Raw genomic sequence first — 24488 nt, forward strand, 5'->3', positions numbered from 1 at the left:
TCAGGCAGGTTCAGGATGAAAGTTCTGGTAACAGGTGGTGCGGGTTTCATTGGTTCTGCAGTGGTCCGTTTTTTGATTAATGAGACTGAGTGTCAGGTTGCAAATGTTGATAAGCTGACCTACGCGGGCAACCTGGAGTCGCTGAACGAGGTTGCCTCTTCTGACCGTTATGAGTTTCACCAAGTCGATATCTGCGATAAGGCTGCGCTTGAAAAGGTATTTTCTACCTTCAAGCCCCAAGCCGTCATGCATCTGGCTGCCGAGTCGCATGTCGATCGTTCAATCGAAGGTCCTGCCGAGTTCATTCGTACCAATGTTTTGGGTACAGGGACTCTGCTTGAAGTAGCCCGCTCCTACTGGTTGGGGCTGGAGGCTGAAGCTAAAGAAGCTTTCCGCTTCCACCATATTTCTACGGACGAGGTATTTGGCGACCTACACGGTACAGATGATCTCTTTACCGAAACCACGCCTTATGCGCCCAGTTCGCCTTATTCAGCCAGCAAGGCTGGTAGTGATCACTTAGTTCGTGCCTGGGGCCGTACTTATGGCCTGCCAGTACTTATTACGAACTGCTCTAACAACTATGGCCCGTTCCATTTTCCTGAAAAGCTAATCCCTCACGTCATTCTAAACGCCATGCACGGCAAGTCTCTGCCGGTTTATGGTGACGGCTCGCAAATCCGTGATTGGTTGTTTGTTGAGGATCATGCCCGTGCCCTCTATACCGTGGTCACTAAAGGCCAGGTAGGCGAGACCTATAATATTGGTGGGCATAATGAAAAGCGTAACCTTGAAGTGGTAGAAACGATCTGTTCGCTTCTTGAAGAGCTAGCGCCTAACAAGCCAGCCGGCGTAAAGCAGTACCGCGATCTGATTACCTTTGTAAAGGATCGTCCAGGGCATGATCTTCGTTATGCCATCGATGCCAGCAAGATTGCTACCGAGCTGGGCTGGGTTCCGCAGGAAAGCTTTGAAACTGGTTTACGTAAGACGGTCGAGTGGTATCTGAGTAATCGTGACTGGTGGCAGCGTGTGCTATCGGGGGAATATCGCCTGGAGCGTTTGGGCGAGGCTGTTTAAGTAATGGTGTTCGAGCTCGTTGTATGTGTGTCGCTAACCCCTAAATTGGCTGAGAGGGATGTTCTATGAAAAAGTACAAAGGAATTCTACTAGCGGGCGGTTCCGGGACACGTTTACATCCTATTACCCTAGGCGTATCCAAGCAGTCTTTGCCGGTATACGACAAGCCAATGATTTATTATCCGCTATCTGTGCTAATGCTGGCGGGTATTCGTGAAGTGTTGATCATTTCTACACCAACCGATCTACCAGGCTTCAAGCGTATGTTGGGTGATGGCAGCCAATTTGGCATTGAGCTAAGTTATGCCGAACAGCCTAGCCCAGATGGATTGGCGCAAGCTTTCATTATCGGCGCTGAGTTTGTTGGTGAAGACAATGTTTGTCTGGTGCTAGGCGATAACATCTTTTATGGTCAACACTTTACACAAAGTCTAGCTCAAGCCGCCCAGCGCGAAAAAGGCGCTACTGTATTTGGTTACTATGTAGCTGACCCCGAGCGTTTCGGTGTGGTGGACTTCGATGAGAGTGGCAAGGCGTTAAGCATAGAAGAAAAGCCGAAGAAGCCCAGGTCAAACTATGCGGTAACTGGCCTTTACTTCTACGACAATGACGTTCTGGATATCGCTGCTAATATCAAGCCTTCACCGCGGGGTGAGCTTGAGATTACCGATGTGAACAATGAATACCTGCGTCGCGGCGATTTGAACGTGTCGGTATTAGGACGTGGTTTCGCCTGGCTCGATACCGGCACACATGATGCCTTGCTGGAAGCGGGGCATTTTGTGCAGACCATTGAAAAGCGCCAGGGGTTAAAAGTGGCCTGCCTTGAAGAAATCGCTTTGCAAAAAGGCTGGGTAACCACAGAACAGGTCGCCTTGCAGGCGGAGGCGCTCAGTAAAACGGGCTATGGCCAATATCTGGCACGTCTGATTGCAGGAGCGCGTTAATGGAAGTGATCGATACGGTCATTGATGACGTAAAGCTCATTCAACCGCGTATCTTCGGTGATGCGCGGGGGTTTTTCTTGGAAACGTTCCAGGCGGAGCGTTATGCAGAGAAGGCAGGGATAACACTACCTTTCGTTCAAGATAACCATTCACGCTCTTGCCGAGGCGTCTTGCGCGGTTTGCATTTCCAGCGTAGCCGCCCTCAAGGCAAGTTGGTTAGGTGTGTTCGAGGCGAAGTGTTGGATGTTGCGGTAGACATTCGTCAGGGCTCGCCGACTTTCGGGCGTTGGGTTGCGGAAGTTCTTTCTGAAGACAATAAGCGACAGCTTTGGATTCCGCCGGGTTTGGCGCATGGATTTGTAGTGCTGTCCGAGACGGCTGACTTTGAATATAAGTGCACTGATTATTACGACCCCACCGATGAAGGCTGTTTGATCTGGAACGATCCTGACTTGGGTATCGACTGGAAAGTCAGTGAGCCGCAACTGTCCGCTAAGGACGCTCAAGGGCTGCGTCTGTCGGAGCTTTATTAATTCCTAAAAGGTAAAAGCCTGTCTAAATACGGTTTAAACCGCTTAAGGATAAATCCTCTGTCCGTAAAGGACAGAGGATAGGCAAGCACCTCGGGTTTCTGCTGAGTCTAGTTAGTCCTGCGCCACTGATGTTGGTCCTTTACAAAGACTACGGTACGGTTGTCGCTTTCTATAACGGTTGCCTTGGTGTACTCCGGCAAGTCCACTTGAAAATCTTTTCCTTGCAAATACACACCACCACAGGCCCCTGCTTCGCGGCGGAAATCCACAGGCTCCTTGCGTAGTTCATGGATGCCTCGGTGGAACAACAGGTTGGCATAGCCGCGCACGCTCATATCGGTCGACAGAACGGCACATTGAGTATTTAACTCTTGAGCTACCAAGGCGACCAGTTGCTTGTTCTCATGGTCGATTTGCGTCCAGGCGGCATACGTAGCGATATCGTTTTTGTAGACCGTACAGCCTTGAACGGCTGCGAAGGCGACCAGTGCCGCCATCGCAGCGCGGCCTTTGGTTTGGAAAACGATAAAGGACAAGGCCAAGATCAAAGCAGCAGGAAAGATAAATTTGAGCCGATCAAAAGAAAACTGCGTAGCATGCTGCAACATGATCACGTTTTCCAGCAGCGGTACGGCTGCTGCGATCAGGATCACCCATGTGACCGCCTGTGCGCGGCTATGGGTAGCCTGATGCTTCTTCGCCCAGATCAACATCGCACCGGCGAGCGCCAGGGCGGCGATAAAGTAGCCATACGAAAGTATATATCCCTGCAGCAAATCGAGCGGATTGCTGCCGGCCGAAGCGCTACGTGCTAGAAAGCGGCGGGCAAAGGCCTTGAGCGTGGGCAACAGGCCGGCGGCGAGGCTGTAGTGCAGGATCGTAATGACACCTGACAGAAAGGTGGCAATAAACACCTTCTTGGCCAGTAGCCGCGAGCCTTCGATCTTGAGAGTGTTAAGCCACAGGATGCAGAAAACGCCGAAGTTGAAGAAATAGCCTGTCCATTCTGTCAGCGCACCGAAAAAGACTAGTGCACAAAGTGCCCAGGCATAGTGCGTCCGGCTGCGCGAATCCGTAGCGGACAGATATTTGAACAGTACAAAGAGCGAAGACAACAGGACTAGCTGGTAAAAGCTGTGTACCCAATAAATCACGCCATGGGACAGCAGGGCTTCACGGCTGAAAAGTGCAATAACCGACCCGAGCAATGCTCCAGCGGCAGCAGGCCAGGCCCTTAACCCATTGAACCGCAGAATATCGAAAAGAAAGCCGAACAACATAAAAGCGATCAATCCGCTCAGCGCTACGTTGAACAGCGCCAGGCTTTCAAGCGAGATGTCCTGGCCAAACGCTTTCAGGGCAAGATAAGGCGCCAGAAAGCCGTAAGGGGTAAAGCTGGTATAGACATAATCACCTGTCCGCGTAGGAATGGTCGCTCCCCAGGCTATGTTCTTGTCCAGCTCGTTACCCAGCGAAATCGTGGGCAGAAGCCAGTGATTCTGTACGCCGGATTCATTGAGCGCATTGATGGTGATAAGAACATGGTAGCTGGCCTCCAGATTCTGTGAGCCGGTCACTTTTTCGAAATCTGGCAGACGGAACAGCAGTGAGGCGACCAGTAGGACGGCAACTCCCAATAAACCTAGATAGAAAGGTTTTTGCCCAGAATATCCAACACTTTGTACGGAATAATCGAAACTCCTCATTCGTTCCCTCCTAAGATACGCAGCGAAAATACTTTTCGAAGCCAGACCGAGGCGCGTTAAGACGCGAAAAACGTTCTCGGGTCGGCAGGCAATTCCATGCCTGGTCAGGACGGCAGATGGCAGCGGGGTGATATTTCAGGCGGTTACTGTCCTGTGAAAGAACAGCTAGGCCGTCTGGGCTGCCAATGATCAGAGTTTCTCTGACTGAAAGTGAGCGGACACTACAAAAAGACCGTTACTTAATCCTTTTGTGGACAGCGGGAATAGCGACACCTGATGCCAGAACGCTACTCCCTCTGCGAGTCTAGGAGGGGACGAGGAGGCGTCAAGGAGATGTACTGAATGAGTACTGGGCGTGATACACGTTTTTTGAAATAGTCCTTAAAACGAGCACTCTTTCTTCCGCTTATCTAAAAAACGTGTCCATTCCCGCGGCTTACAAGGCTAGCGCGTGCTGTACCGTTCGAATAAGCCGTAACGCCATTGCCGTACGGCCAAGACGGTTGTGGTGCCGAAGCGTTGTTTGATCGGCAGATCCGCCTCGTCCCGACACAGCTCATTGAACTCCCGTGCCAAGCGCTGCAGCTTTTGTTGCCACTGTGCATTACCGGCGCGTGAGAGCAGCCCGTTGAGGACCAGCAGTTTTTCCGCCTCGCTGTCAAAGCGTGACTGAAAGAAGTCATGGGCGACACGCTTCTGAAAGAACTGTTGGATCGGGCCGGCAGGTCGCCAGCGGAAGTCGCGACTGATTAAAAGCCGGATACGGTTGCCGGGAAGCAATTCAATAAGCTTTAGGCGATCAAGCCGTACGAGCTGCTGAATGCACTCGGCAGGCGTAAGCCGGTACTGCTCGATAATATTGGTAAAGCTATAGCCGTTGATGACACAGACAGCGACCAGCAACAGCAAGCCGTCGCCTGCAATCTCCCGCTCTTGTGCCTCGCTTAGCTCAGTGATCTGGCGCTGTTGCACCGCCATGGTCTGGACCAGTTCACTAATATCCATCTCGATCAACTCGCAGATGGTTTCGAGGCGCTGCAAGGTAAAATTTTCGTCGGCGAATAGCCGTTTTACCGAGGCCTCGCTCAAGCTGAGTGCCTGTGCGACATCAGCATAAGTTTTGCCATGGAGCTTGAGCTGTTTTTTGAGCGTTTCGATCAAAGAAGAAACTTGAGGCATCTGCAGGTCTCGAACATAAGGTGCCTAGGCTACTGGAAGTAGCGTATAGCGCTACTCACGATCTAGTTTAACGCTACGTTTTGCATTTTAGTTGTAGATTTCGAGCCATCTCGGCAGTCTGCCCACCTCTTACATCGCTCCAGAGGCTTGTTATGGACAAACTGCACCGGTTCCCGGGCGCCTGGCCTTACCTGATCGCAATCTTTCTGAATGCCTTCGTCGACCTGGGCCACAAGATCATCATTCAGAACACCGTTTTCAAGATCTACGATGGCTCGACCCAGGTTGTGCTGACAGCCCTGGTCAACGGTCTGATGCTGCTTCCCTTTATCCTGCTATTCAGTCCTTCAGGCTATGTATCGGATACCTTCGCCAAAGTACGAGTGATGCGGCTGTCCGCCTGGGCGGCCGTCGGGATTACCGGGTTGATCACCTGGTCTTATTACGCGGGCTGGTTTGGCTTAGCGTTTGCGATGACCTTGTTGTTGGCCATTCAGGCAACGTTTTACTCGCCTGCCAAGTACGGCTATATCAAGACATTGTTTGGCAAGGCACGTCTGGCCGAAGCTAACGGTCTGGTGCAGGCAGTGTCCATCGTAGCGATTTTGGGCGGCACTTTTGTCTTTACAGCACTATTTGAATCCTTGCTTTCGACCGAGGCTCAGACCGCCGACCAAATGCTGCTGGATATTGCACCGCTGGGCTGGCTGCTGGTAGTCAACAGCCTGATCGAACTGGTCTTGCTGTATCGCCTGCCGGTGAGTGAGGCGCCTGCGTCACGCCGGCCGTTTTCCTGGCCCGCTTATATCCGCGGGCAGGCCGCAATTGCTAACTTGCAGGTGTTGAAGACGCAACCTGTGATTCGCCTGTCAATTATCGGGCTGGCTACATTCTGGTCGGTAGGGCAGGTGATGCTGGCCGCGTTTCCGTCCTATGCCAAAGAAAGCCTGGGTGTGACCAATGCGTTGGTCATCCAGGGCATCCTTGCTGCTAGCGGTATCGGGATCGCCCTGGGATCGGCACTGGCTAGCAAGCTGTCCCTCAACCGCATCGAAACTGGACTGGTCCCGCTGGGAGCGCTAGGGATTGCCGTTGGCTTGGGTGGATTGCTGCTGCTGGATTCCGCCACGACACACGCACTTAATTTCATTTTCATCGGCATTATGGGCGGGTTATTTATCGTTCCGCTCAATGCCTTGATCCAGTTCTATGCGCCGGAAGAGGAGCTTGGCACTGTGCTGGCGGCCAGTAACTGGATTCAGAATATCGCCATGCTGGGTTTTCTGGTCCTGACGGCTGTGTTCGCCCTGGTCGGCGTCGACAGTTATTACCTCCTGGGCCTGATTGCTGCCGTCGCCTTAATCGGCGGTGCTTATACGGTTGGCAAACTGCCGCAAAGTCTGGTGCGGTTTCTGCTCAGTTTCTTCATGACGCGCCACTACAAGGTAGAGGTGCATGGCTTGCAGAACCTGCCGGCCCAGGGTGGCGTGCTGCTACTAGGCAATCACATCAGTTGGATTGATTGGGCTATCGTGCAGATTGCCAGCCCACGGCCGGTACGGTTCGTGATGCTCAAAAGTATCTATGAGCTCTGGTTTGTCCGCTGGCTGTTCAAGGCTATGGGTTGCATTCCCATCCAACCGGGCGCCGGTGCGGCACAAGCCTTGGAGCAGGTGGCCGATCTGCTCAACCAGGGTGAAGTGGTCTGCTTGTTTCCGGAAGGCGCGATCAGCCGGACCGGCCAGTTAGGCGAGTTTCGCCGGGGCTATGAGCGGGCATGCGAAAAAGCCAACGCCGACGTGGTCATCGTGCCGTTTTACCTGCGCGGTCTGTGGGGCAGTCAGTTCTCCCGTTCCTCCAGCAAGCTCAAGGAGCTGCGCGATGCACCGCTGCACCGCAGCGTTGTGGTTGCCTTTGGCAAGACGCTACCCAAGGACACTCCGGCCGATGTGCTCAAGCGGCGAATCTTTGACCAGGCCATTCGCTCCTGGCAGGCCTATATGGACGATCTGCCGACCCTGGCGGATGCCTGGATCGATAGCGTGAAGCGCCGCCCCGGTGAATTGGCTATTGCCGATACATTGGGCCAGCCGCTCAAGGCCGCCCATGCATTGGCTGCCAGCCACGCTATGGCGCGACGTATGCGTAAACTCAGCCCGGAGCAGAACGTCGGTTTGCTATTACCCACCAGCGCCGGTGGCGTGCTGGCCAATATGGCAACCTTGCTGGCCGGTAAAACTGTAGTGAACCTGAACTACACGGCCAGCCAGGACGCCCTGCGTTCGGCTCTCGAGCAGTCCGGTATCCAGACCGTGTACAGTTCCAAACGATTTATCAGCAAGCTGGAACAGCGGGGCCTACCAGTCGCTGACGTCCTGGCAGGTCGTCAAATTGTCTACCTGGAGGACATGAGGCAGGGGTTCACCAAACAGGAGCTGATGCTGACTTGGCTGGCGATCCGGGTATTGCCGGCGTGGCTGCTGCGACCGCTGCTGAGCCACTCGCACAACCCCGATGCCACGGCAACTATCCTGTTCTCCAGCGGCAGCGAGGGGGCACCCAAGGGCGTAATGCTCAGCCATCGCAACATCATGGCTAACCTTAAGCAGACGTCCGACGTGCTTAACACTCAAGACGATGATGTGGTCATGGCCTCGCTGCCCTTGTTCCATGCCTTCGGCCTGACCGTAACGCAATTTCTACCGCTGATTGAGGGGCTGCCTCTGGTCTGCCATGCCGATCCGACCGATGTGGTCGGTATTGCCAAGGCCGTAACAACCTACCGCGCTACTATCATGTGTGGCACATCGACCTTCCTGCGCCTGTTCGTGCGTAACCGCAAAGTACATCCGCTGATGCTGGATAGCCTGCGTATCATCGTGGCCGGGGCAGAAAAGCTCAGTACCGATGTACGCGAGTCCTTTACACTCAAGTTCAACAAGGACATCTACGAGGGCTACGGCGCTACCGAGACCTCACCCGTCGCTTCGGTCAACCTGCCGGATGCCATCGACGTTGCTTATATGCAGGTGCAGTGTGGCGGTAGAAAAGGCACCGTAGGCATGCCCTTGCCGGGGACTAGCCTGAAAATCGTCGATCCGGAGAGTTTCGAGGAACTCCCTACCGGCCAGGAAGGCATGATCCTGATTGGCGGCCCTCAGGTTATGCAGGGTTATTTAAACAACCCGGCCAAGACGGCCACCGCTATCCGCGAGCTGGACGGCGTACGCTGGTACGTAACCGGTGACAAGGGCCGCCTGGACGAAGATGGTTTTCTTACTATCGTCGACCGTTATTCGCGCTTCGCCAAAATCGGTGGGGAAATGGTCAGCCTGGGCTCGGTAGAACAGGCCTTGAGCCGCTTGATTGGAAGCTCTGACATTGAGGTCATGGCTGTCAGCGTGCCGGATGCCAGGAAAGGCGAGCGGATCGTTATCTTGTATGAGCAGCCTCTCGATAGCGCGGCGTTGGAAAAACAAATGCTGGCAGCCGGGCATAATCCGCTAATGGTGCCGTCGGCATGGATTCAAGTGGAAGCCCTGCCCAGGTTAGGTTCTGGCAAGGCGGATACAGTTGCTGCGAAACAGCTGGCCATAGCGGCCAGTCCGGCAGAAAGTACGTCCGACTAGGCAGGAAAACGACCCGCGGGCGAGGGCAGGCCCACGGGTCGTTTAGAATGACGCCCTGTTTCCTGTCGGGCCCGCCTGAAAACGAGTAGTTGATGACTGAAAAAGAATTGATCGCCATCGTGACCCGCGCTATCGAATCCGGCGACCTGCCCGATTTCACCCCTTCGCTGACCGGCGCCCTGCTGTTCGAAACCCTGATCGAAGAATGGGACAACCTGGGCGAAGAGAGCCGCGGCAATCTCCTGCTGGTACTAAGCCTCTTGGCTAAGGAATTGTCGGCGGAAGCCAAGGCCGAGCGGGAAACGCAGCGGATTTTGAACAGGTTGCGGAAGGGGCGTTAAGGCCTAGAAAACCACTTGGAACGTTTGCTCTCACTCAATGGTAGCGAAAGGACCCAGACACCTTAAGGTAATTGTAAGTACGCATTACGTACTGCTCTGTGAAGCCTTTTATTATCCTAACGGCTTTCTTGCCTACTCAACCAACATAAAGTGCAAGCATGGAAACTTTTCCATGTTTCATGGTCCTGTTCCTCTTTATGTACAGGTCGTACTTTCCAGGCTTCGAATACTGCTTTTGCATTGGACGAAGCGAGTAGATTTTTCGTTAAGACATATACGCAGGCTCGGCTGTAAAAATTGATATTTTCAACCACGTCTATCTGGCCCAGGATGCCCTGTTTACTTACTGGTCATTCGAGTAGCTTTATAGCTGCTGGAATGTAGGTCGCCAGTTGCTATGTAGTCTTTATTTTTGAGTCATGGAAGGCCATGTCTCTGAACGTTTCGGGCCAAACTCTATAAGGCGTTTGACATGCAAGACGAGGCCTCTATAGTCGGCGCTCTTTGGCTTCATTTAGAAAGCGAAGGCATGAGCCGTTATAGACTCAAACCTGTAAAAATTGAGCCTGTTAAGTCAGATTACATATATTCAAGGTAACGTTTCGAATGAAATTGATCCCAGTCATCATGGCCGGAGGCGTAGGCAGTCGCTTGTGGCCAGCCTCCCGTGAGGCCCATCCCAAGCCATTCATGCCTTTACCGGATGGTGAAAACCTTATTCGAAAGACTTTCAAGCGAGCTGCCAGTTTTGGTGATGTAGCTGAAATTCTTACGGTTACCAACCGAGAGTTGTACTTCAAAACTGAAGATGAATACCGACTGGTAGGTAAGCAAGTCCTGAACCAAGGTTTTATTTTAGAGCCCTTTGGCCGAAATACTGCTGCCGCCATTGCAGCCGCTGCTTTACGTACTCAGCGCGTCCACGGCTCCGAGGCGATTATGCTGGTATTGGCTGCGGATCACTTGATTACTGACGAGGCTGCTTTTGTAGGTGTCGTTAAACAGGCGAAGCAATTAGCTTCAGAAGGTTGGCTCGTCACATTCGGCATCAAGCCCCAATATGCCGAAACGGGTTATGGTTACATTGAAGCGGATCAGAGTAGTCTCCTGGCAGGAGGCCTAAAAGTCACCCGTTTCGTTGAGAAGCCTGATCTGGCAACGGCTCAGGACTATATCGAAGCAGGAAATTATTTCTGGAACTCTGGCATGTTCTGCTTTGAGGTCGGAACCCTCATTGAAGAAATGCGTAGTTATATGCCTGATGTGGTCTCTCAGGTTGAGGCCACACTCGAGCTGTCTCGTGTAGCCGAAAGCGCCCATCATTATAGCGTAACGCTTGAGGCGGATGCCTTTGCCAAGGTTCCTGAAATCTCTATTGATTATGCCCTTATGGAGCGTTCAGAAAAGGTTGTAACGATTCCGTGCGATATAGGTTGGAGCGATATCGGCTCTTGGAACGCCATGAGCGAATTAACCGCTGCAGATGAGCAAGGGAACCGTTTCGAGGGCGAAGTGCTTGCGCACAAGGCAAGCAATAACTACGTGAATAGTCCTGAGCGATTGGCTGCTTTAGTAGGTGTACAGGATCTGTTAGTAGTCGATACGCCTGATGCGTTTTTGATTGCTCATAAAGACCATGCCCAAGATGTTAAACAGATCGTCAGTCTGCTTAAAAGTACTGGCCATGAGGCTCACTTATTACATCGTACCGTACATCGCCCATGGGGTTCATATACCACGCTAGAGGAAGGTGAACGCTTCAAGATCAAGCGAATCGTTGTTAAACCGGGCGCTTCTTTATCTCTGCAGATGCATCACCACCGCAGTGAACACTGGATCGTAGTAACTGGGATGGCTCGTGTATTCAATGACGATCGTGAGTTCATGCTTAACACCAACGAATCCACTTTTATCTCTGCCGGACATAAGCATCGTTTGGAAAACCCTGGCGTTATTGACTTGGTCATGATTGAAGTTCAGAGCGGGGATTATCTTGGTGAGGACGATATTGTTCGTTTCCAAGACATCTATGGTCGGGCAGACAGCTGAGATGGACTGATTGAAAACTGTTTCATGGGCGGCTTACATCAGCTGCCCATGACTAGATAGAGGTAAAGATGTTTGGTTTATTAAGAAGTCTTTGGTCTTATCGAGGTTTCGTCGTTTCTTCAATAAAAAACGAGCTTGTTACCCGATTTGCTCGTAGCCGCCTGGGTGGACTCTGGATGATTATTCATCCTTTAGCGCAAGTGGCCATTTACGCGGTGATCCTTTCCAATGTGCTGGCTGCCAAGCTGCCCGGTATCGAAAATAAATATGCCTACGCCATTTATCTCATGGCTGGTATATTGGCATGGAACCTGTTTTCAGAAATTATCGGTCGCTGCCTTACGGTTTTCATTGATCAAGGTAACTTGATGAAAAAAATGCGCTTTCCGCGCATTACGTTACCTGTGATCGTTATAGGCTCCTGCCTACTGAACAATATTTTGTTGCTTGTCTCAATGTTGATGGTTTTTGCCATCCTTGGGCATATGCCAAGCGTAGAAATGCTCTGGCTGATCCCCTTAACTCTAATTGTAGTCGCTTTGGGTGTTGGTATTGGCCTCATTCTTGGGGTGCTGAATGTTTTTGTGCGCGATATAGGGCAAGTTGTACCTATCGTTTTGCAGGTAATGTTTTGGTTTACTCCTATCGTTTATCCCTTGAACATTATTCCAGATGAGTTGAAGGGCGCTATTGCTTCCAATCCCATGTATCCCGTCGTAACGGCTTATCATGACGTTCTCGTTTATTCCACGTCACCAGAACTGCAGCATGTAGTAATCACGGCTGCTATCTCTATTGGTCTTATGCTGCTCGGCTTATTCTTGTTCCGGCGCGCAGCTCCAGAAATGGTGGATGTATTGTGAGCCTAATGACCGTTAATCGCTTGGGTAAGGCCTATCGCCGCTATAACTCTGAATGGCAGCGATTTGCTCGCTGGTTCGGCTTGCCAGTCAAGCCCAGCGAAGAGCACTGGGTACTGCGAAACATCGATTTCTCTATAGAGCCAGGCAAGGCAATTGGTATTGTCGGTCAAAATGGTGCAGGCAAGTCCACACTACTGAAAATGATTACCGGTACATTGCAGCCTACGGAAGGCAGTGTTCAAGTGAATGGCCGCATTGCTGCAATTCTCGAGCTTGGCATGGGCTTTAACCCTGAGCTGACGGGGCGGCAAAACGCACTGCATGCCGCTGGCCTCATGGGTTACAGCGTAGAACAAATTCAACAAGCGATGCCTGATATTGAGGCGTTTGCAGAGATTGGTGAGTATTTCAACGAGCCGGTACGTACTTATTCTAGCGGTATGCAAATGCGTGTGGCATTTGCTGTTGCTACAGCATTCCGCCCGGAGATTTTAATTGTCGATGAGGCGCTCTCTGTAGGTGATGCCTACTTCCAGCATAAGAGCTTTGATCGCATCAAAGCTTTTCAGAAGGAGGGCACAACCCTTCTTATCGTTACTCATGATCGAAGCTCAATTCAGGCGCTATGCGATCGAGCGATTCTGCTTGAGGCAGGGGCCATTATTAAGGATGGCAAGCCTGAAGAAGTTATGGATTTTTATAATGCCATTATTGCCGAGAAGGAAAATTCTACAGTCACGATTCGTCAGATGGACGACGGTACGGTGCAAACCAGCTCCGGTTCCGGTGAGGCCAGTATCGTCTCGGTCACGCTACATAATGTCCGTGGTGAAATGATCGAGTTTGCTTCTGTAGGCGAGCCAGTAAGTCTGCGCGTTAAGATTGATATCAATCAGGATATTCCTGAGCTGGTAGTGGGTTACATGATTAAGGATCGATTAGGGCAGTCAGTTTTTGGTACAAATACGCATCATCTTAGATGTGTTCTAAAAGACCTAAAGGCAGGAGAGTCGCCTCAGTACGACTTTAAGTTTCCAGCTAATTTGGGGGTTGGTTCGTTTTCGGTCGCAATTGCTTTGCATGCCAACGATACCCACCTTGTTTCCAATTACGAATGGCGTGATCTGGCACTAGTCTTCAATGTGATCAATGTTGCTAAGGATCAGTTTGTTGGGTTGACCTGGATTCCTCCACAGGTGGAGTACAGCCGATGAGTGGTTCTTTCTACCGGGCGTTCGAAGATCGTTACCGTGGCTCAAGAGAACTCATTAAGCATCGGCAAGAGGTCTACCTTCCATTCATCCAGCCGCTAAAGGAGCTCTATTCAGAATGCTCAGTGCTCGACATAGGGTGCGGGCGGGGCGAGTGGCTTGAACTGTTGATGGAAAGTGGTTTTCAGGCCAGGGGGATCGACCTTGATGAAGGGATGCTGGAAGCCTGTCATATATTAGAGCTGCCCGCAAAGCAAGGGGAGGCTTTGGCAACTCTGAAAGCCTTACCTGAAAACAGTCAGGCTGTTGTTTCAGGATTTCATATCGCCGAACACATTCCTTTTCCAATCTTGCAGGATATTTTTGCAGAAGTAGTCAGGGTGCTAAAGCCTGCGGGTTTGCTTATCCTTGAGACGCCTAACGCAGAAAACATTGTTGTAGGGACAAATAACTTTTATCTCGACCCTACGCATGAACGTCCCATTCCCCATCTATTGCTTAGCTTCCTAGCGGAATACAGTGGGTTTGCGCGCACCAAGCTTTTGCGCTTGCAGGAAAACCTAGAAGAAGAACTTGGATCTATTGGGTTGAAAAGTGTCTTGACTGGTGTAAGCCAGGATTATGCCGTTATTGCTCAAAAGGCAGGCGAAGCGGAAAGCCTAAGCTTATTCGACCCTGTATTCGCAGAGGAGTATGGAGTTTCGCTGGATTTCCTAGCTCAGCAATACGATGTTCAAATTAAGGAAACGATTCAAAGTATCGAAGGCCGATTAGATGAAGGCTTGGAAAGAGATCTTTCGATACATGAGAAACTAAAACAGCTCCAAGATAACTCTAGTCGCTTAACTGAGGAAATACAGGCTAAGGTTAGCAGCAGTACTTTAAATGATCAGTTGATGCTCATAGAGAAACGTTTAGAGGAGGCTAGAGTTGTTAGTCAGCAGCTATTAAAAGAAACTAGAGCTGTTAATGAAGCACATCTGCATGAAATTAAAAATTTTAACAAGACCCTACAGTGCGAATTTAAAAACATAAATCAAAAAAACCAATTGCTTGAAGACATGCAACAGCAATTGAATGCATCTCTTAGTAATGCCCATACTTGGTATTTAAGGGCAACTGCCTTAGAGGAGCAGGTTAAGGCTTTGCATGCTAGTACCTCATGGCGTATTACTGCGCCTATGCGTCTTGCTACTCATGTGTCTCGTATGTTTGCTCGGGAACCTACTGTTGCAGTGCGTCAGGCAACATTAAAAGTCAAAATTGCCGTATATCCATGGCTGCTAAAGGCTATGCGCAAAGTGGCGCGTAACCCTAAGTACAAGCATAAGGCGCTGGAAATTCTTCAACGCTATCCACGAATTTATGCTCGATTATTAAATATTGCATATAAGGAAGGAATGGCTGGCAGCGCTGCTCCAGACATTCAATCCAATGTAGTAGCTCATCCTTATAATCCGAATTCATTTATTCAGGGGACAGAGCCAGAACTTTCTGACCTCAGTTTGAGTGCCCAAAATTACTATCAGAATCTGAAAACCGCCATTCAGGCGCAGCATAAGGAGCCGCGCTAATGCGTATTGTGCTTGATTTGCAGGGTGCACAGACTGAAAGCCGTTTCCGAGGTATCGGAAGGTATAGTCTATCGCTTGCTCTTGGTATTGCCCGTAATCGAGGAGAGCATGAAATTTTTATATTGCTCAATGGTCAGTTTCCTGATGCCATAGAGCCGATACGAGCAGCTTTCGATGGTCTAATTCCTCAAGATAACATTCGCGTTTGGTATGGGCCTGCTCCGGTGGCAGAGTGTCTCCCTGGTAATGACTGGCGCCGGCAGGCAGCGGAATACATAAGAGAGGCGTATATCGCTACGCTTCAGCCCGATGTTGTCCACATTAGTAGTTTGTTCGAAGGTACTGCCGATAACGCTGTTACGACTATCAGCGGGTATACTAAAGAAATCCCGACACTGGTCACGTTGTATGACCTGATTCCCCTCATGAATGCCAAGGATTATCTTGATCCTCATCCAGTATTTAAAAAGTATTATTTAAATAAGATAGAAAGCCTGAAAAATGCGCAGGGCTGGCTTGGCATTTCCGAATCAGCTAGCCAAGAGGGTGTAAATATTATTGGTTTGCCTGCGGAGCGAGTGACTAATATTTCTACGGCTGCTGATTCTATTTTTGTCCCCGCCAATTTAACTGCTGAAGAAGAATTTCTCCTGAGGGAGAAGTTTGCTGTTCAATCTCCTTTTGTTCTCTATACAGGCGGAGCGGATGCAAGAAAGAACTTAGAACGTATGATTCAGGCTTACGCTCAGCTTCCTGAAGCGCTTCGATCAGAACATCAATTAGTGCTGGCGGGCAAAATGCCCACTCAGATCATTGCAGGACTCAAAGCTCATGCCAGTAGCCTCGGCTTGCAAGAGGCCGAAATTGTCTTTACTGGTTATATCACTGATAAAGAACTGATCGAGTTGTATAGCCTCTGCAAGACATTCATTTTTCCTTCTTGGCACGAAGGGTTTGGTCTGCCTGCGCTTGAGGCTATGTGCTGTGGTGCTTCTGTTATCGGTTCAAATACATCGAGTGTACCTGAGGTTATTGGCTGTCCAGAGGCATTATTCGATCCGCTTGATGTAGCAGACATAAAATCAAAACTACACATAGTGTTGACCGATGAGGACTTTCGCAAAAAACTCATCGCTCATGGGAAAAAACAGTCCAAGAAGTTTTCTTGGGATCGAAGTGCTAAGCTGGCATTGCAGGCTTTCGAACAGGCAGTTAAGTCAGACTCTGTAAGCGTTGCTCGTGGAACAGCTGAAATCGTTTCGACCTTGCAGACAAGTATTGCTTCAATTGGCGATGCTCTGCCGACATATGAAGATATCAAACAATGTGCATCGGCACTTGCCAAGAACTTTGAAATCAAAGTGAGCAAGCGCTTATTTATTGATATTTCACAGCTTGTGCATATCGACTCTAAAAGTGGCATTCAACGGGTTGTACGCAGCATCCTTAAGGAACTGCTGGAATCGCCCCCGGAGGGATTTATCAGCGAACCGGTATACGCCACTATGGATAGCCTAGGCTACCGATACGCTAGGGAGTTCATTGCAAAGTACTTTCCAGAGCATGCAAATACCGAGGAAATCAAGGATAGCGCTATTGAATATAGCAATGGCGATATATTTCTAGGACTTGATCTTCAGCATCATGTGGTCATTCGACAACAAGCCGCTCATCAGGCGATGCGCAATGCAGGAGTTAAAGTTTTTTTTGTCGTTTATGACTTGCTGCCAGTACTAATGCCTGAGGTCTTCAGAGACTTTATCGGCGATTTGCACAAGGATTGGCTCGCAGCGATATCGCGCAACGATGGTTTATTGTGCATCTCACAAGCAGTTGCTGATGATATGCGGCATTGGTTGGAAAAGAATCCAGTGGAACGCTATTGCCCGCTTCACATTGACTGGTTCCATTTGGGAGCGGATGTGGAAAATTCCATACCGACCAAGGGGCTCCCTGATGACGCGGCCGAAGTATTGGCCAAGCTGAAAGAATGCCCGACTTTCCTGTCCGTAGGCACAATCGAGCCGCGAAAAGGGCATGATCAGACCTTAAAAGCCTTTGATCTGCTTTGGCAGGAAGGTGTAGAAGCCAACCTTGTATTAGTAGGCCAAGCTGGGTGGAATGTTGATGAGCTTATCCATGACATTACACATCACAAGCTGTTAGGAAAAAGGCTGTTCTGGCTGAAAGGCATCAGCGATGAATATTTGGAAAAAATCTATCAGAACGCTACCTGTCTAGTGTTCAGCTCCAAAGGCGAAGGGTTTGGCCTGCCTCTGATCGAGGCGGCGCAATTTGGACTGCCCATTATTGCCAGGGATATTCCTGTTTTTAGAGAGATCGCAGAGGCTAACGCTCATTATTTTAAAGGAAGCAAAGCCGAAGATTTGAGTAAAGAGGTCAAGGCTTGGCTTGATTTAAGAAAGAGCGGCTTGCATCCATCGTCTAGCAATATGAAATGGCTGACCTGGAAGCAAAGTGCAGAGCAAATAAAAGCTAGGCTGACCGCAACGGCCTAATGCCAGAAGGTCGGTCTTGAAATAATGAGTTTAGTTTTTACCAAGGGAGCAGAAATGAAAGCGATCATTACCGGCATTACAGGCCAAGACGGGGCATATCTGGCAGAGCTGCTGCTGGAAAAAGGGTATACGGTCTATGGCACCTATCGCCGGACCAGCTCAGTCAATTTCTGGCGTATTGAAGAGCTGGGCATCGATAAGAATCCGAACCTGCACTTAGTCGAGTATGATTTGACCGACCTGGCTTCCAGTATTCGCCTGCTGGAGCGCACCGAGGCGACTGAGGTCTATAATTTAGCGGCACAGAGCTTTGTGGGCGTGTCGTTTGACCAGCCTTTGACGACAGCGAATATCACTGGATTGGGTGCGGTTAACCTGCTTGAGGCGATCCGTATCGTCAATCCGAAAATTCGTTTCTACCAGGCCTCTACCTCCGAGATGTTCGGCAAGGTTCAGGAAATCCCCCAAGTTGAAACCACGCCGTTCTATCCGCGCAGCCCCTACGGCGTCGCCAAGCTGTACGCTCACTGGATGACCATCAACTACCGTGAATCCTACGATATTTTTGGGACAAGTGGCATTTTGTTCAATCACGAGTCTCCGCTGCGTGGCCGCGAGTTCGTAACGCGTAAGATTACCGACGCGGTTGCCAAGATCAAGCTCGGTAAGCAGGACGTTCTTGAGCTGGGTAACATGGATGCCAAGCGTGACTGGGGCTTTGCCAAGGAATACGTGGAAGGAATGTGGCTTATGCTGCAAGCTAACCAACCGGATACGTTTGTCTTGGCTACAAACAGAACCGAAACGGTACGTGACTTCGTAAAGATGGCATTTAAGGCTGTCAATATCGAGTTGCGTTTCCAGGGTAATGATGAAAACGAAGTGGCTGTCGATGTCGAAACCGGAAAGACCGTAGTTCGTATCAACCCGGCATTCTATCGTCCGGCCGAAGTGGAACTGCTTATTGGCGACGCCAGCAAGGCCAAGGCCATACTGGGCTGGGAAGCTAAAACAACACTTGAGCAGTTGTGTCAGATGATGGTCGAGGCAGACTTGCGTCGTAACGAGATAGGCTTTTCTTTCTAATGAAAAGCAGAGAGGAGGAGCATGCTCTTCCTCGCCTCGTGCCGGGCTATCGATCGTTCTCTCTGGATAGAGTGGGTTGTTCAATTAGGGCTGCCACTGTGTATCAGGCCCCTTATCAACCCGTCGGAACTCCACAATCTCCCTGATGGGAGCAAAGGTAATGTAACCATGAAGCATGTCCTGTTGACGGGAGCGAATGGCTTTGTCGGCAAGGTACTCCAGACGCAGTTGCTGGCGGCGGGTTACCAGGTAACAGGAACGGTTTCGTCCATACCGGGTGACCAGGGTGACGTGGAATATCAGCAGCTGGATGTCCGTGACACCGAGGCGGTAGCTCGGCTGATTCAGAGTGTGCAACCTACCCACGTCATACACCTGGCAGCGGTTTCCCACGTGCCGACCAGCTTCAGCGATCCGCTCAGGACGTGGCAGACCAATGTTATCGGCAGCCTGAACCTGTTGGAAGCGCTCAAGCATCATGCTCCGAAAGCGTTCATCCTGTTTGCCAGCTCGTCTGAAGTGTATGGCGAAGCATTCAAAGTAGGCGAACCTTTGGATGAAGAGCAGCCCTGTCTGCCCATGAATCCCTATGCGGCCAGCAAGCGAGCGGCCGAACTCGCCTTCATTCAATATTTCCGGCAGGGTCTCCGCGGTGTGATCGCCCGTCCGTTCAACCACATCGGGCCAGGGCAGTCACCCGACTTCGTCACAGCATCCTTTGCCAAGCAGATCGCCGAAATCGAGCAGGGCCTGCAGCCGCCTGTGCTGCGAGTCGGCAACCTTGAAGCATGCCGCGATTTTCTAGATGTACATGATGTCTGCTCAGCTTATTTGAGCCTGCTTTCGCTATCTACACAACCGTCCGGTCACTACATCTTCAATATAGCTTCAGGGCGGGCTCGCCGAATCCGTGAGCTACTTGATGCGTTACTGGCCCAGAGTTTGGTCCAAATCAATGTGGAGCAGGATCCTGCGCGGCTGCGCCCGTCTGATATACCTTTTGCCGTAGGATGTAGTCAGCGGTTACAAGTCGAGACCGCATGGCAGCCTCGATTTTCGCTGCGCGAGACGCTCAACGAACTGTTGGAATATTGGCGTAGTCAGACCCGCGCTAGAGCATAGCTTTAGGACCCTCTACATGATCTGTGCGCAAGCGCTGAGTCTTGGAGTCGTGACAGGGCTCGCCAGTAAACGTCTTATTTTCGTGAGATCGCCGTGAAAACCGTTGGATTTGGTACTACCGTTTGGGCACATGGAGAGGTTGCTGGATTTCTGGACGGAATCGGAATTTATACAAGAGCTCTTTGGCGTGAATTTGCTTCTCTAGATGAGGTTCAGGACGGCGCTCTACAGCTGAATCCGTATGTTTTTGGCAAGCAGACGCCGAACCTGGAGTGCGGCACTCCACAAGTATTGGCGACTCGGTTTTCGCTTCACTGTCTATCCGCTACGTTGCTGGGTGCTCCGCTACCCAACCGCCGCTGTAATGCAGCATTGGATCTTTTTCATGCAACAGATCACCGGATTCCTCGGATTGCCGGCGTTCCGGTAGTCGCTACGGTAATGGATGTCATTCCTCTAATTCATCCGGAGTGGATAAGGCAGCGCTTGCAGTCATTCAAAAGCTTCCTGTTTGAAAAGACGATTCTATCGTCTGAACGCATCATCACCATTTCCGAACACAGCAAGCGTGACATCGTCAAGCATGTAGGAATAGACCCGGATTATGTACATGTCACTCCACTGGGTGTGGAGCGTGATTATTTCGTACGCGTAGGTGATGCCTATAAAGCTGATGTATTGAGCAGGCAAGGCCTGACGCCTGGCTTTTTTTTATTTGTTGGTACGCTACAACCTCGAAAGAACCTGACGGCTGCCATCGAGGCTCATCAAAAGCTCCCGGCCGCGCTCAGGAAGAATCACCCGTTAGTCATTGTTGGCCGCGAAGGATGGTCATCGGAGAAAACAATCGCGCAGCTACAAAGACTTGAAAGCCGAGGGGAGGCCCGCTGGCTACGTTATTTGCCTCGTCAGGAGGTGCTTGCCCTTCTGCAAAGCGCAAGTGCGCTTGTTTTTCCATCGCTTTATGAGGGCTTTGGTTTACCTGTACTCGAAGCGTTTGCCTCGCGTTGTCCAGTCATCACATCTAATTTAACTTCTTTACCTGAGGTGGCTGGAGACTCCGCCTGGTTAGTCGACCCCCGCGATGTCGATGCCTTATCTCTGGCGATGCAAGAGTCGCTCGCCTCTGAAAAGAGAAAGCAGGCAATGGTAAATTCGGGCTATCAGCGGGCCCTGTCATTTACTTGGCGAGCGTGTGCCGAAAGGACTCTCAATGTATATCGACAGATGTACTAGCCATAGAACATACATAAACGAGTATTCTCATTGAAGGTTCTGCATTTTTTTAAAACCTATCGGCCCCAAACGTTTGGGGGAATCGAACAGGTCATTTACCAGCTAGCCGAAGGCGGGATAGCCTACGGCATAGAGTCCGAAGTTCTTTATCTGAGTTCTCAGGGCTCGGGCCGGGCGGAGCCTAGCGGGCGGCATATCAGCCATCGCTCCAAGTTGGATTTTCATGTTGCGTCTACAGGCTTCTCGTTGTCTGCCTTCAAGGACTTTGCGGAACTGGCTGCTCAGGCTGATCTGGTGCATTATCATTTCCCTTGGCCCTATATGGATCTGGCACACTATGTTTCCCGGATACGCAAGCCGACCGTTGTTAGTTATCACTCTGATATCGTTAAACAGAAGTGGCTGCTCAAGCTGTATCAACCTTTGATGCATCAATTCTTGGGGGCGGTTGATAGTATCGTCGCTTCGTCTCCAGTCTATGCGGCCTTCAGTCCTGTATTGAGGCGCTATCGAGATAAGGTCACGGTAATTCCGTATGGGCTCGATAGAGCTATTTATCCGCAGCCTACCCAGGAGCGGCTGGCCTATTGGCAGCGTCAGTTGAAAGGACCTTTCTTTCTTTTCATAGGGGCGCTCAGGTATTACAAGGGTCTCCACTTCCTTCTTCAGGCCTTGCGAGGCCAGGCGTTTACCTGCGTGATCGCAGGGCATGGGTTCGAGGAGGCAGCACTCAAGCAGCAAGCCGAACAGCTGGGTCTGAGCAATGTACTTTTCACAGGACTCCTGAGTGAGGAGGACAAGGCGGCTCTGCTAACGCTGTGTTATGCCTTCGTGTTCCCCTCACACCTGCGCTCCGAGGCCTTTGGTATCTCACTGCTGGAAGCTGCGATGTACGGTAAACCCATGATTTCTTGTGAAATCCATACCGGAACGAGCTTTATCAATCTGGATCAGGAAACCGGACTAGTCATTCCGCCTGCCGATCCCGTTGCTCTAACAGAGGCCATGAAAACCCTTCTGGGCGATCCCGAGCGAGCCGCCAGGATGGGTGAAAAGGCGATAGTACGGTATGAGAGTGTGTTCTCGAGTGAGCAAATGTTGCAGTCTTACGCCGAGCTATACAGAACGGTATTGGTCAAGCGCAGGGCTCTCTAAATCAAGCCCTCATATAAAGTCATAAAGGGCTGGCGAACAGGTTTAACTGTAATACGTTGCACATCCATCAGTAATAATTCTTCGAATATGCGCCAGAAACTACGAGTTTTATAAGCCCCTTCAGGCCTGTTAGGGGACGTTATTAGAGTTAGTGAGCTGGTGTGAGTAGACATCTAACCCTGTAAACCTAAATTTGGCATAAAGCTTGTATAAACCTTGGCGAAAGGACGATGGCGTCATCTTTTCGTCCTGCAATAAGTCTCTTCTGTCCGTCTCCCTTGTTTTTTGCAGGAGACGAAATCCAGTCTTTTAGCAGTTCGAAGACGATGAATACATCCTTTTGTTTGACCAAGTCATCTACTTTGGCAGCTTTGTCGATGTCTGTTCTGATGGCGTTCGGCTGTGTGAATGTTCGTGCCGAGCAAGTGAACTTGGTAGGCCTGAATATTTCAGGTGCTGGCTTTGCGCCACAGGTACTACCTGGTATTAATGGTACACACTATATTTTTCCTGTAGAGGCCTACTTCCAGCAATGGAGCGCAAGAGGCATCAGGCTGATACGCTTCCCTATCATCTGGGAGCGTTTGCAGCCTACCTTGGGGGACGCGCTGGACCCGACCTATGCAGCCCTAATCGACCGCACCTTCACATATGCCAGCAAATACAATGTCCGAATTATTCTGGATTTGCATAACTACGCACGTTATCGAGGCCAGATTATTGGAGCAGGGGCTGTCACATACGCGCATTATCAGGATGTCATGACAAGGATCGCCCAGCGCTGGAGCGGGCAATCCTCCTTGTACGCCTATGACATTATGAACGAGCCCAACGGTGCGCTGGCCTACTGGCCGACCGCTGCTCAGTACGGCATCAACGGTGTGCGTGCAGTGGACAAGACCCGCCCGATCATCGTCGAAGGTAATGGCTGGGCAGAAGCCACGCGCTGGGCTCAGTGGAACGATCCGCTTTTAAAGCTGGTTGATCCGTCCAATAACATTATCTTTTCTGCCCATACCTATTTCGATGAAAACGCGGGCGGCACTTATGAGACGGTCGATGTGGGCAAGCTCGACCCTATGTATGGTGTCGAGCGGGTCAAGCCGTTTATTGAGTGGCTCAAGAAGAACGGCAAGCGCGGCTATATCGGCGAATTTGGCGTACCGGATAGCGACGCGCGCTGGTTCACGATAATGGATAACATGCTGGCGTACCTCAAACAGAATTGCATCCCGGCAACGTATTGGGCAGCAGGGCCCGGTTGGGGTAACTACTTTATGTCCGTCGAACCTATCAATGGGCAGGATCGCCCGCAATGGCCGACGCTCAAGAAATATATTGATGATACGAGCTGTACTGGTATAGGTCCGCTTACGACACCATTGACGACCAATACGGGCAATACAGTGGTCGCTATTCCGACGCAAAGTCAGCTCGATGCTGTTCAGCTTTTATATCAGACTTATCTGGGTCGCAATGCCGATGCCACTGGTTTGCAAAGCTGGGCCAGCAAATTAGCCAATGGCAGCTTAACCCTCGAAACCATTACGGCCGCTATTAAGCAGAGCCAGGAATACCAGACTCGGTATGCTGTACAGCAGATGTATCGCAATTATCTGGGAAGGGAAGCTGACGCCGCAGGATTGGCAAATTGGACTAGCTCAATCCTGAGTGGAAAGATAACACTCGAAGCGGCAGCCACTGCCTTTACTCAGAGCAGCGAGTACAAAACTAGAAGTACCGATGTTGTTAAGCAGGTCTATAGGGATTATTTGGGTCGTGAAGCCGACCCGGCTGGGTTGGCTAACTGGTCTGGGAAGATTGCCAGTGGCAGTATGACTATCGAGGCAGTGGTTAACGCTATTAAACAAAGCGCTGAATATCAAATCAGATATTCAGTACAGCAACTGTACCTGACCTATTTAGGGCGTACGGCTGATGCAGCAGGGTTGGCTAGTTGGTCAGATCTGATCTCAAGCGGGAAAATGACTATCGATGCTGTTGCGGTTGCCTTTACTCAAAGTGATGAGTACAGAAATAAATGATTTTCTTAGAGAGTGCCGTTGCTTATCTCAACGGCTTTCCTATGTTTGATTAAAACTATCTCCTCGACTTTTGCCAAGGTATCTCTCCCGGTTTCGTCACGCAATTTCTAATACCATACCTACGCTGCTTGCGGTAATGCCGTAGGTGTGTTGACGCTGGCGTCAACCATAGACATAAATGCTATTGTCAAAGTGTATGTTAAGCCAAGCGTC

At 50.6% G+C, this 24488-nt stretch carries 17 protein-coding genes; 15 read left to right on the top strand and 2 right to left on the bottom strand.

Annotation, left to right across the window (positions count from 1 at the left end; genetic code table 11):
* Nucleotides 1-15 precede the first annotated feature (15 nt).
* The 3 genes from rfbB to rfbC all read left to right on the top strand — a co-directional run bounded on the left by rfbB (nucleotide 16) and on the right by rfbC (nucleotide 2560).
* The gene (gene rfbB, locus IQ22_RS04535) at nucleotides 16-1080 is read left to right on the top strand and encodes a dTDP-glucose 4,6-dehydratase (protein ID WP_145138774.1); all 1065 of its coding nucleotides are present in this window, start codon (nucleotides 16-18) and stop codon (nucleotides 1078-1080) included.
* Between the two features lie 65 nt (nucleotides 1081-1145).
* Entirely contained in the window at nucleotides 1146-2027 is an 882-nt protein-coding gene (rfbA, locus tag IQ22_RS04540; RefSeq protein ID WP_145138777.1) for a glucose-1-phosphate thymidylyltransferase RfbA, read from the top strand.
* The gene (gene rfbC / locus IQ22_RS04545) at nucleotides 2027-2560 is read left to right on the top strand and encodes a dTDP-4-dehydrorhamnose 3,5-epimerase (protein WP_145138781.1); all 534 of its coding nucleotides are present in this window, start codon (nucleotides 2027-2029) and stop codon (nucleotides 2558-2560) included. Before rfbA ends, rfbC begins: the two co-directional genes overlap by 1 nt.
* A 107-nt stretch (nucleotides 2561-2667) precedes the next feature.
* On the opposite strand, the gene IQ22_RS04550 is transcribed toward rfbC, so the two are convergent.
* Entirely contained in the window at nucleotides 2668-4266 is a 1599-nt protein-coding gene (locus IQ22_RS04550; RefSeq protein ID WP_145138784.1) for a hypothetical protein, read from the bottom strand.
* A 444-nt stretch (nucleotides 4267-4710) separates the two neighbouring features.
* Nucleotides 4711-5445, bottom strand: coding sequence for a helix-turn-helix domain-containing protein (locus tag IQ22_RS04555; RefSeq protein ID WP_145138787.1), 735 nt, complete (start codon nucleotides 5443-5445; stop codon nucleotides 4711-4713).
* A 152-nt stretch (nucleotides 5446-5597) separates the two neighbouring features.
* Between IQ22_RS04555 and IQ22_RS04560 the strand changes: the two genes are divergently transcribed.
* The 12 genes from IQ22_RS04560 (at nucleotide 5598) to IQ22_RS04615 (ending at nucleotide 24275) form a co-directional block, all read left to right on the top strand.
* Complete coding sequence (locus IQ22_RS04560; RefSeq protein WP_145138789.1) at nucleotides 5598-9074, top strand: acyl-[ACP]--phospholipid O-acyltransferase; 3477 nt, start codon at nucleotides 5598-5600, stop codon at nucleotides 9072-9074.
* A gap of 92 nt (nucleotides 9075-9166) precedes the next feature.
* The gene (locus IQ22_RS04565) at nucleotides 9167-9415 is read left to right on the top strand and encodes a hypothetical protein (RefSeq protein ID WP_145138792.1); all 249 of its coding nucleotides are present in this window, start codon (nucleotides 9167-9169) and stop codon (nucleotides 9413-9415) included.
* A 606-nt stretch (nucleotides 9416-10021) separates the two neighbouring features.
* Nucleotides 10022-11464: a mannose-1-phosphate guanylyltransferase/mannose-6-phosphate isomerase gene (locus tag IQ22_RS04570; protein ID WP_145138795.1), complete on the top strand. Its 1443-nt coding sequence runs from the start codon at nucleotides 10022-10024 to the stop codon at nucleotides 11462-11464.
* Nucleotides 11465-11532: 68 nt separating this feature from the next.
* Nucleotides 11533-12327 carry an ABC transporter permease gene (locus IQ22_RS04575; RefSeq protein WP_145138799.1) on the top strand — a complete coding sequence of 265 codons (795 nt, stop codon included), beginning with the start codon at nucleotides 11533-11535 and terminating at the stop codon, nucleotides 12325-12327.
* The gene (locus tag IQ22_RS04580; protein ID WP_145138802.1) at nucleotides 12324-13541 is read left to right on the top strand and encodes an ABC transporter ATP-binding protein; all 1218 of its coding nucleotides are present in this window, start codon (nucleotides 12324-12326) and stop codon (nucleotides 13539-13541) included. The genes IQ22_RS04575 and IQ22_RS04580 overlap by 4 nt, the downstream gene beginning before the upstream one ends.
* Nucleotides 13538-15112 carry a class I SAM-dependent methyltransferase gene (locus IQ22_RS04585; RefSeq protein ID WP_145138805.1) on the top strand — a complete coding sequence of 525 codons (1575 nt, stop codon included), beginning with the start codon at nucleotides 13538-13540 and terminating at the stop codon, nucleotides 15110-15112. The genes IQ22_RS04580 and IQ22_RS04585 overlap by 4 nt, the downstream gene beginning before the upstream one ends.
* Nucleotides 15112-17631, top strand: a complete 2520-nt coding sequence (locus IQ22_RS04590; protein ID WP_145138808.1) for a glycosyltransferase family 4 protein — start codon at nucleotides 15112-15114, stop codon at nucleotides 17629-17631. The genes IQ22_RS04585 and IQ22_RS04590 overlap by 1 nt, the downstream gene beginning before the upstream one ends.
* Nucleotides 17632-17685: 54 nt before the next feature.
* Complete coding sequence (gmd, locus tag IQ22_RS04595; RefSeq protein ID WP_145138811.1) at nucleotides 17686-18717, top strand: GDP-mannose 4,6-dehydratase; 1032 nt, start codon at nucleotides 17686-17688, stop codon at nucleotides 18715-18717.
* Between the two features lie 168 nt (nucleotides 18718-18885).
* A complete protein-coding gene (locus IQ22_RS04600) occupies nucleotides 18886-19839 on the top strand; it encodes a GDP-mannose 4,6-dehydratase (RefSeq protein ID WP_145138813.1) in 954 nt (317 codons plus the stop codon).
* Nucleotides 19840-19932: 93 nt separating this feature from the next.
* Nucleotides 19933-21075: a glycosyltransferase family 4 protein gene (locus IQ22_RS04605; protein ID WP_145138816.1), complete on the top strand. Its 1143-nt coding sequence runs from the start codon at nucleotides 19933-19935 to the stop codon at nucleotides 21073-21075.
* A gap of 30 nt (nucleotides 21076-21105) precedes the next feature.
* The gene (locus tag IQ22_RS04610; RefSeq protein ID WP_145138818.1) at nucleotides 21106-22230 is read left to right on the top strand and encodes a glycosyltransferase family 4 protein; all 1125 of its coding nucleotides are present in this window, start codon (nucleotides 21106-21108) and stop codon (nucleotides 22228-22230) included.
* 326 nt (nucleotides 22231-22556) lie between these two features.
* A complete protein-coding gene (locus tag IQ22_RS04615; RefSeq protein WP_158635407.1) occupies nucleotides 22557-24275 on the top strand; it encodes a cellulase family glycosylhydrolase in 1719 nt (572 codons plus the stop codon).
* The last annotated feature ends 213 nt before the right edge of the window (nucleotides 24276-24488 follow it).

Source organism: Pseudomonas duriflava (genome assembly GCF_007830155.1).
GTDB classification, from domain to species: domain Bacteria; phylum Pseudomonadota; class Gammaproteobacteria; order Pseudomonadales; family Pseudomonadaceae; genus Chryseomonas; species Chryseomonas duriflava.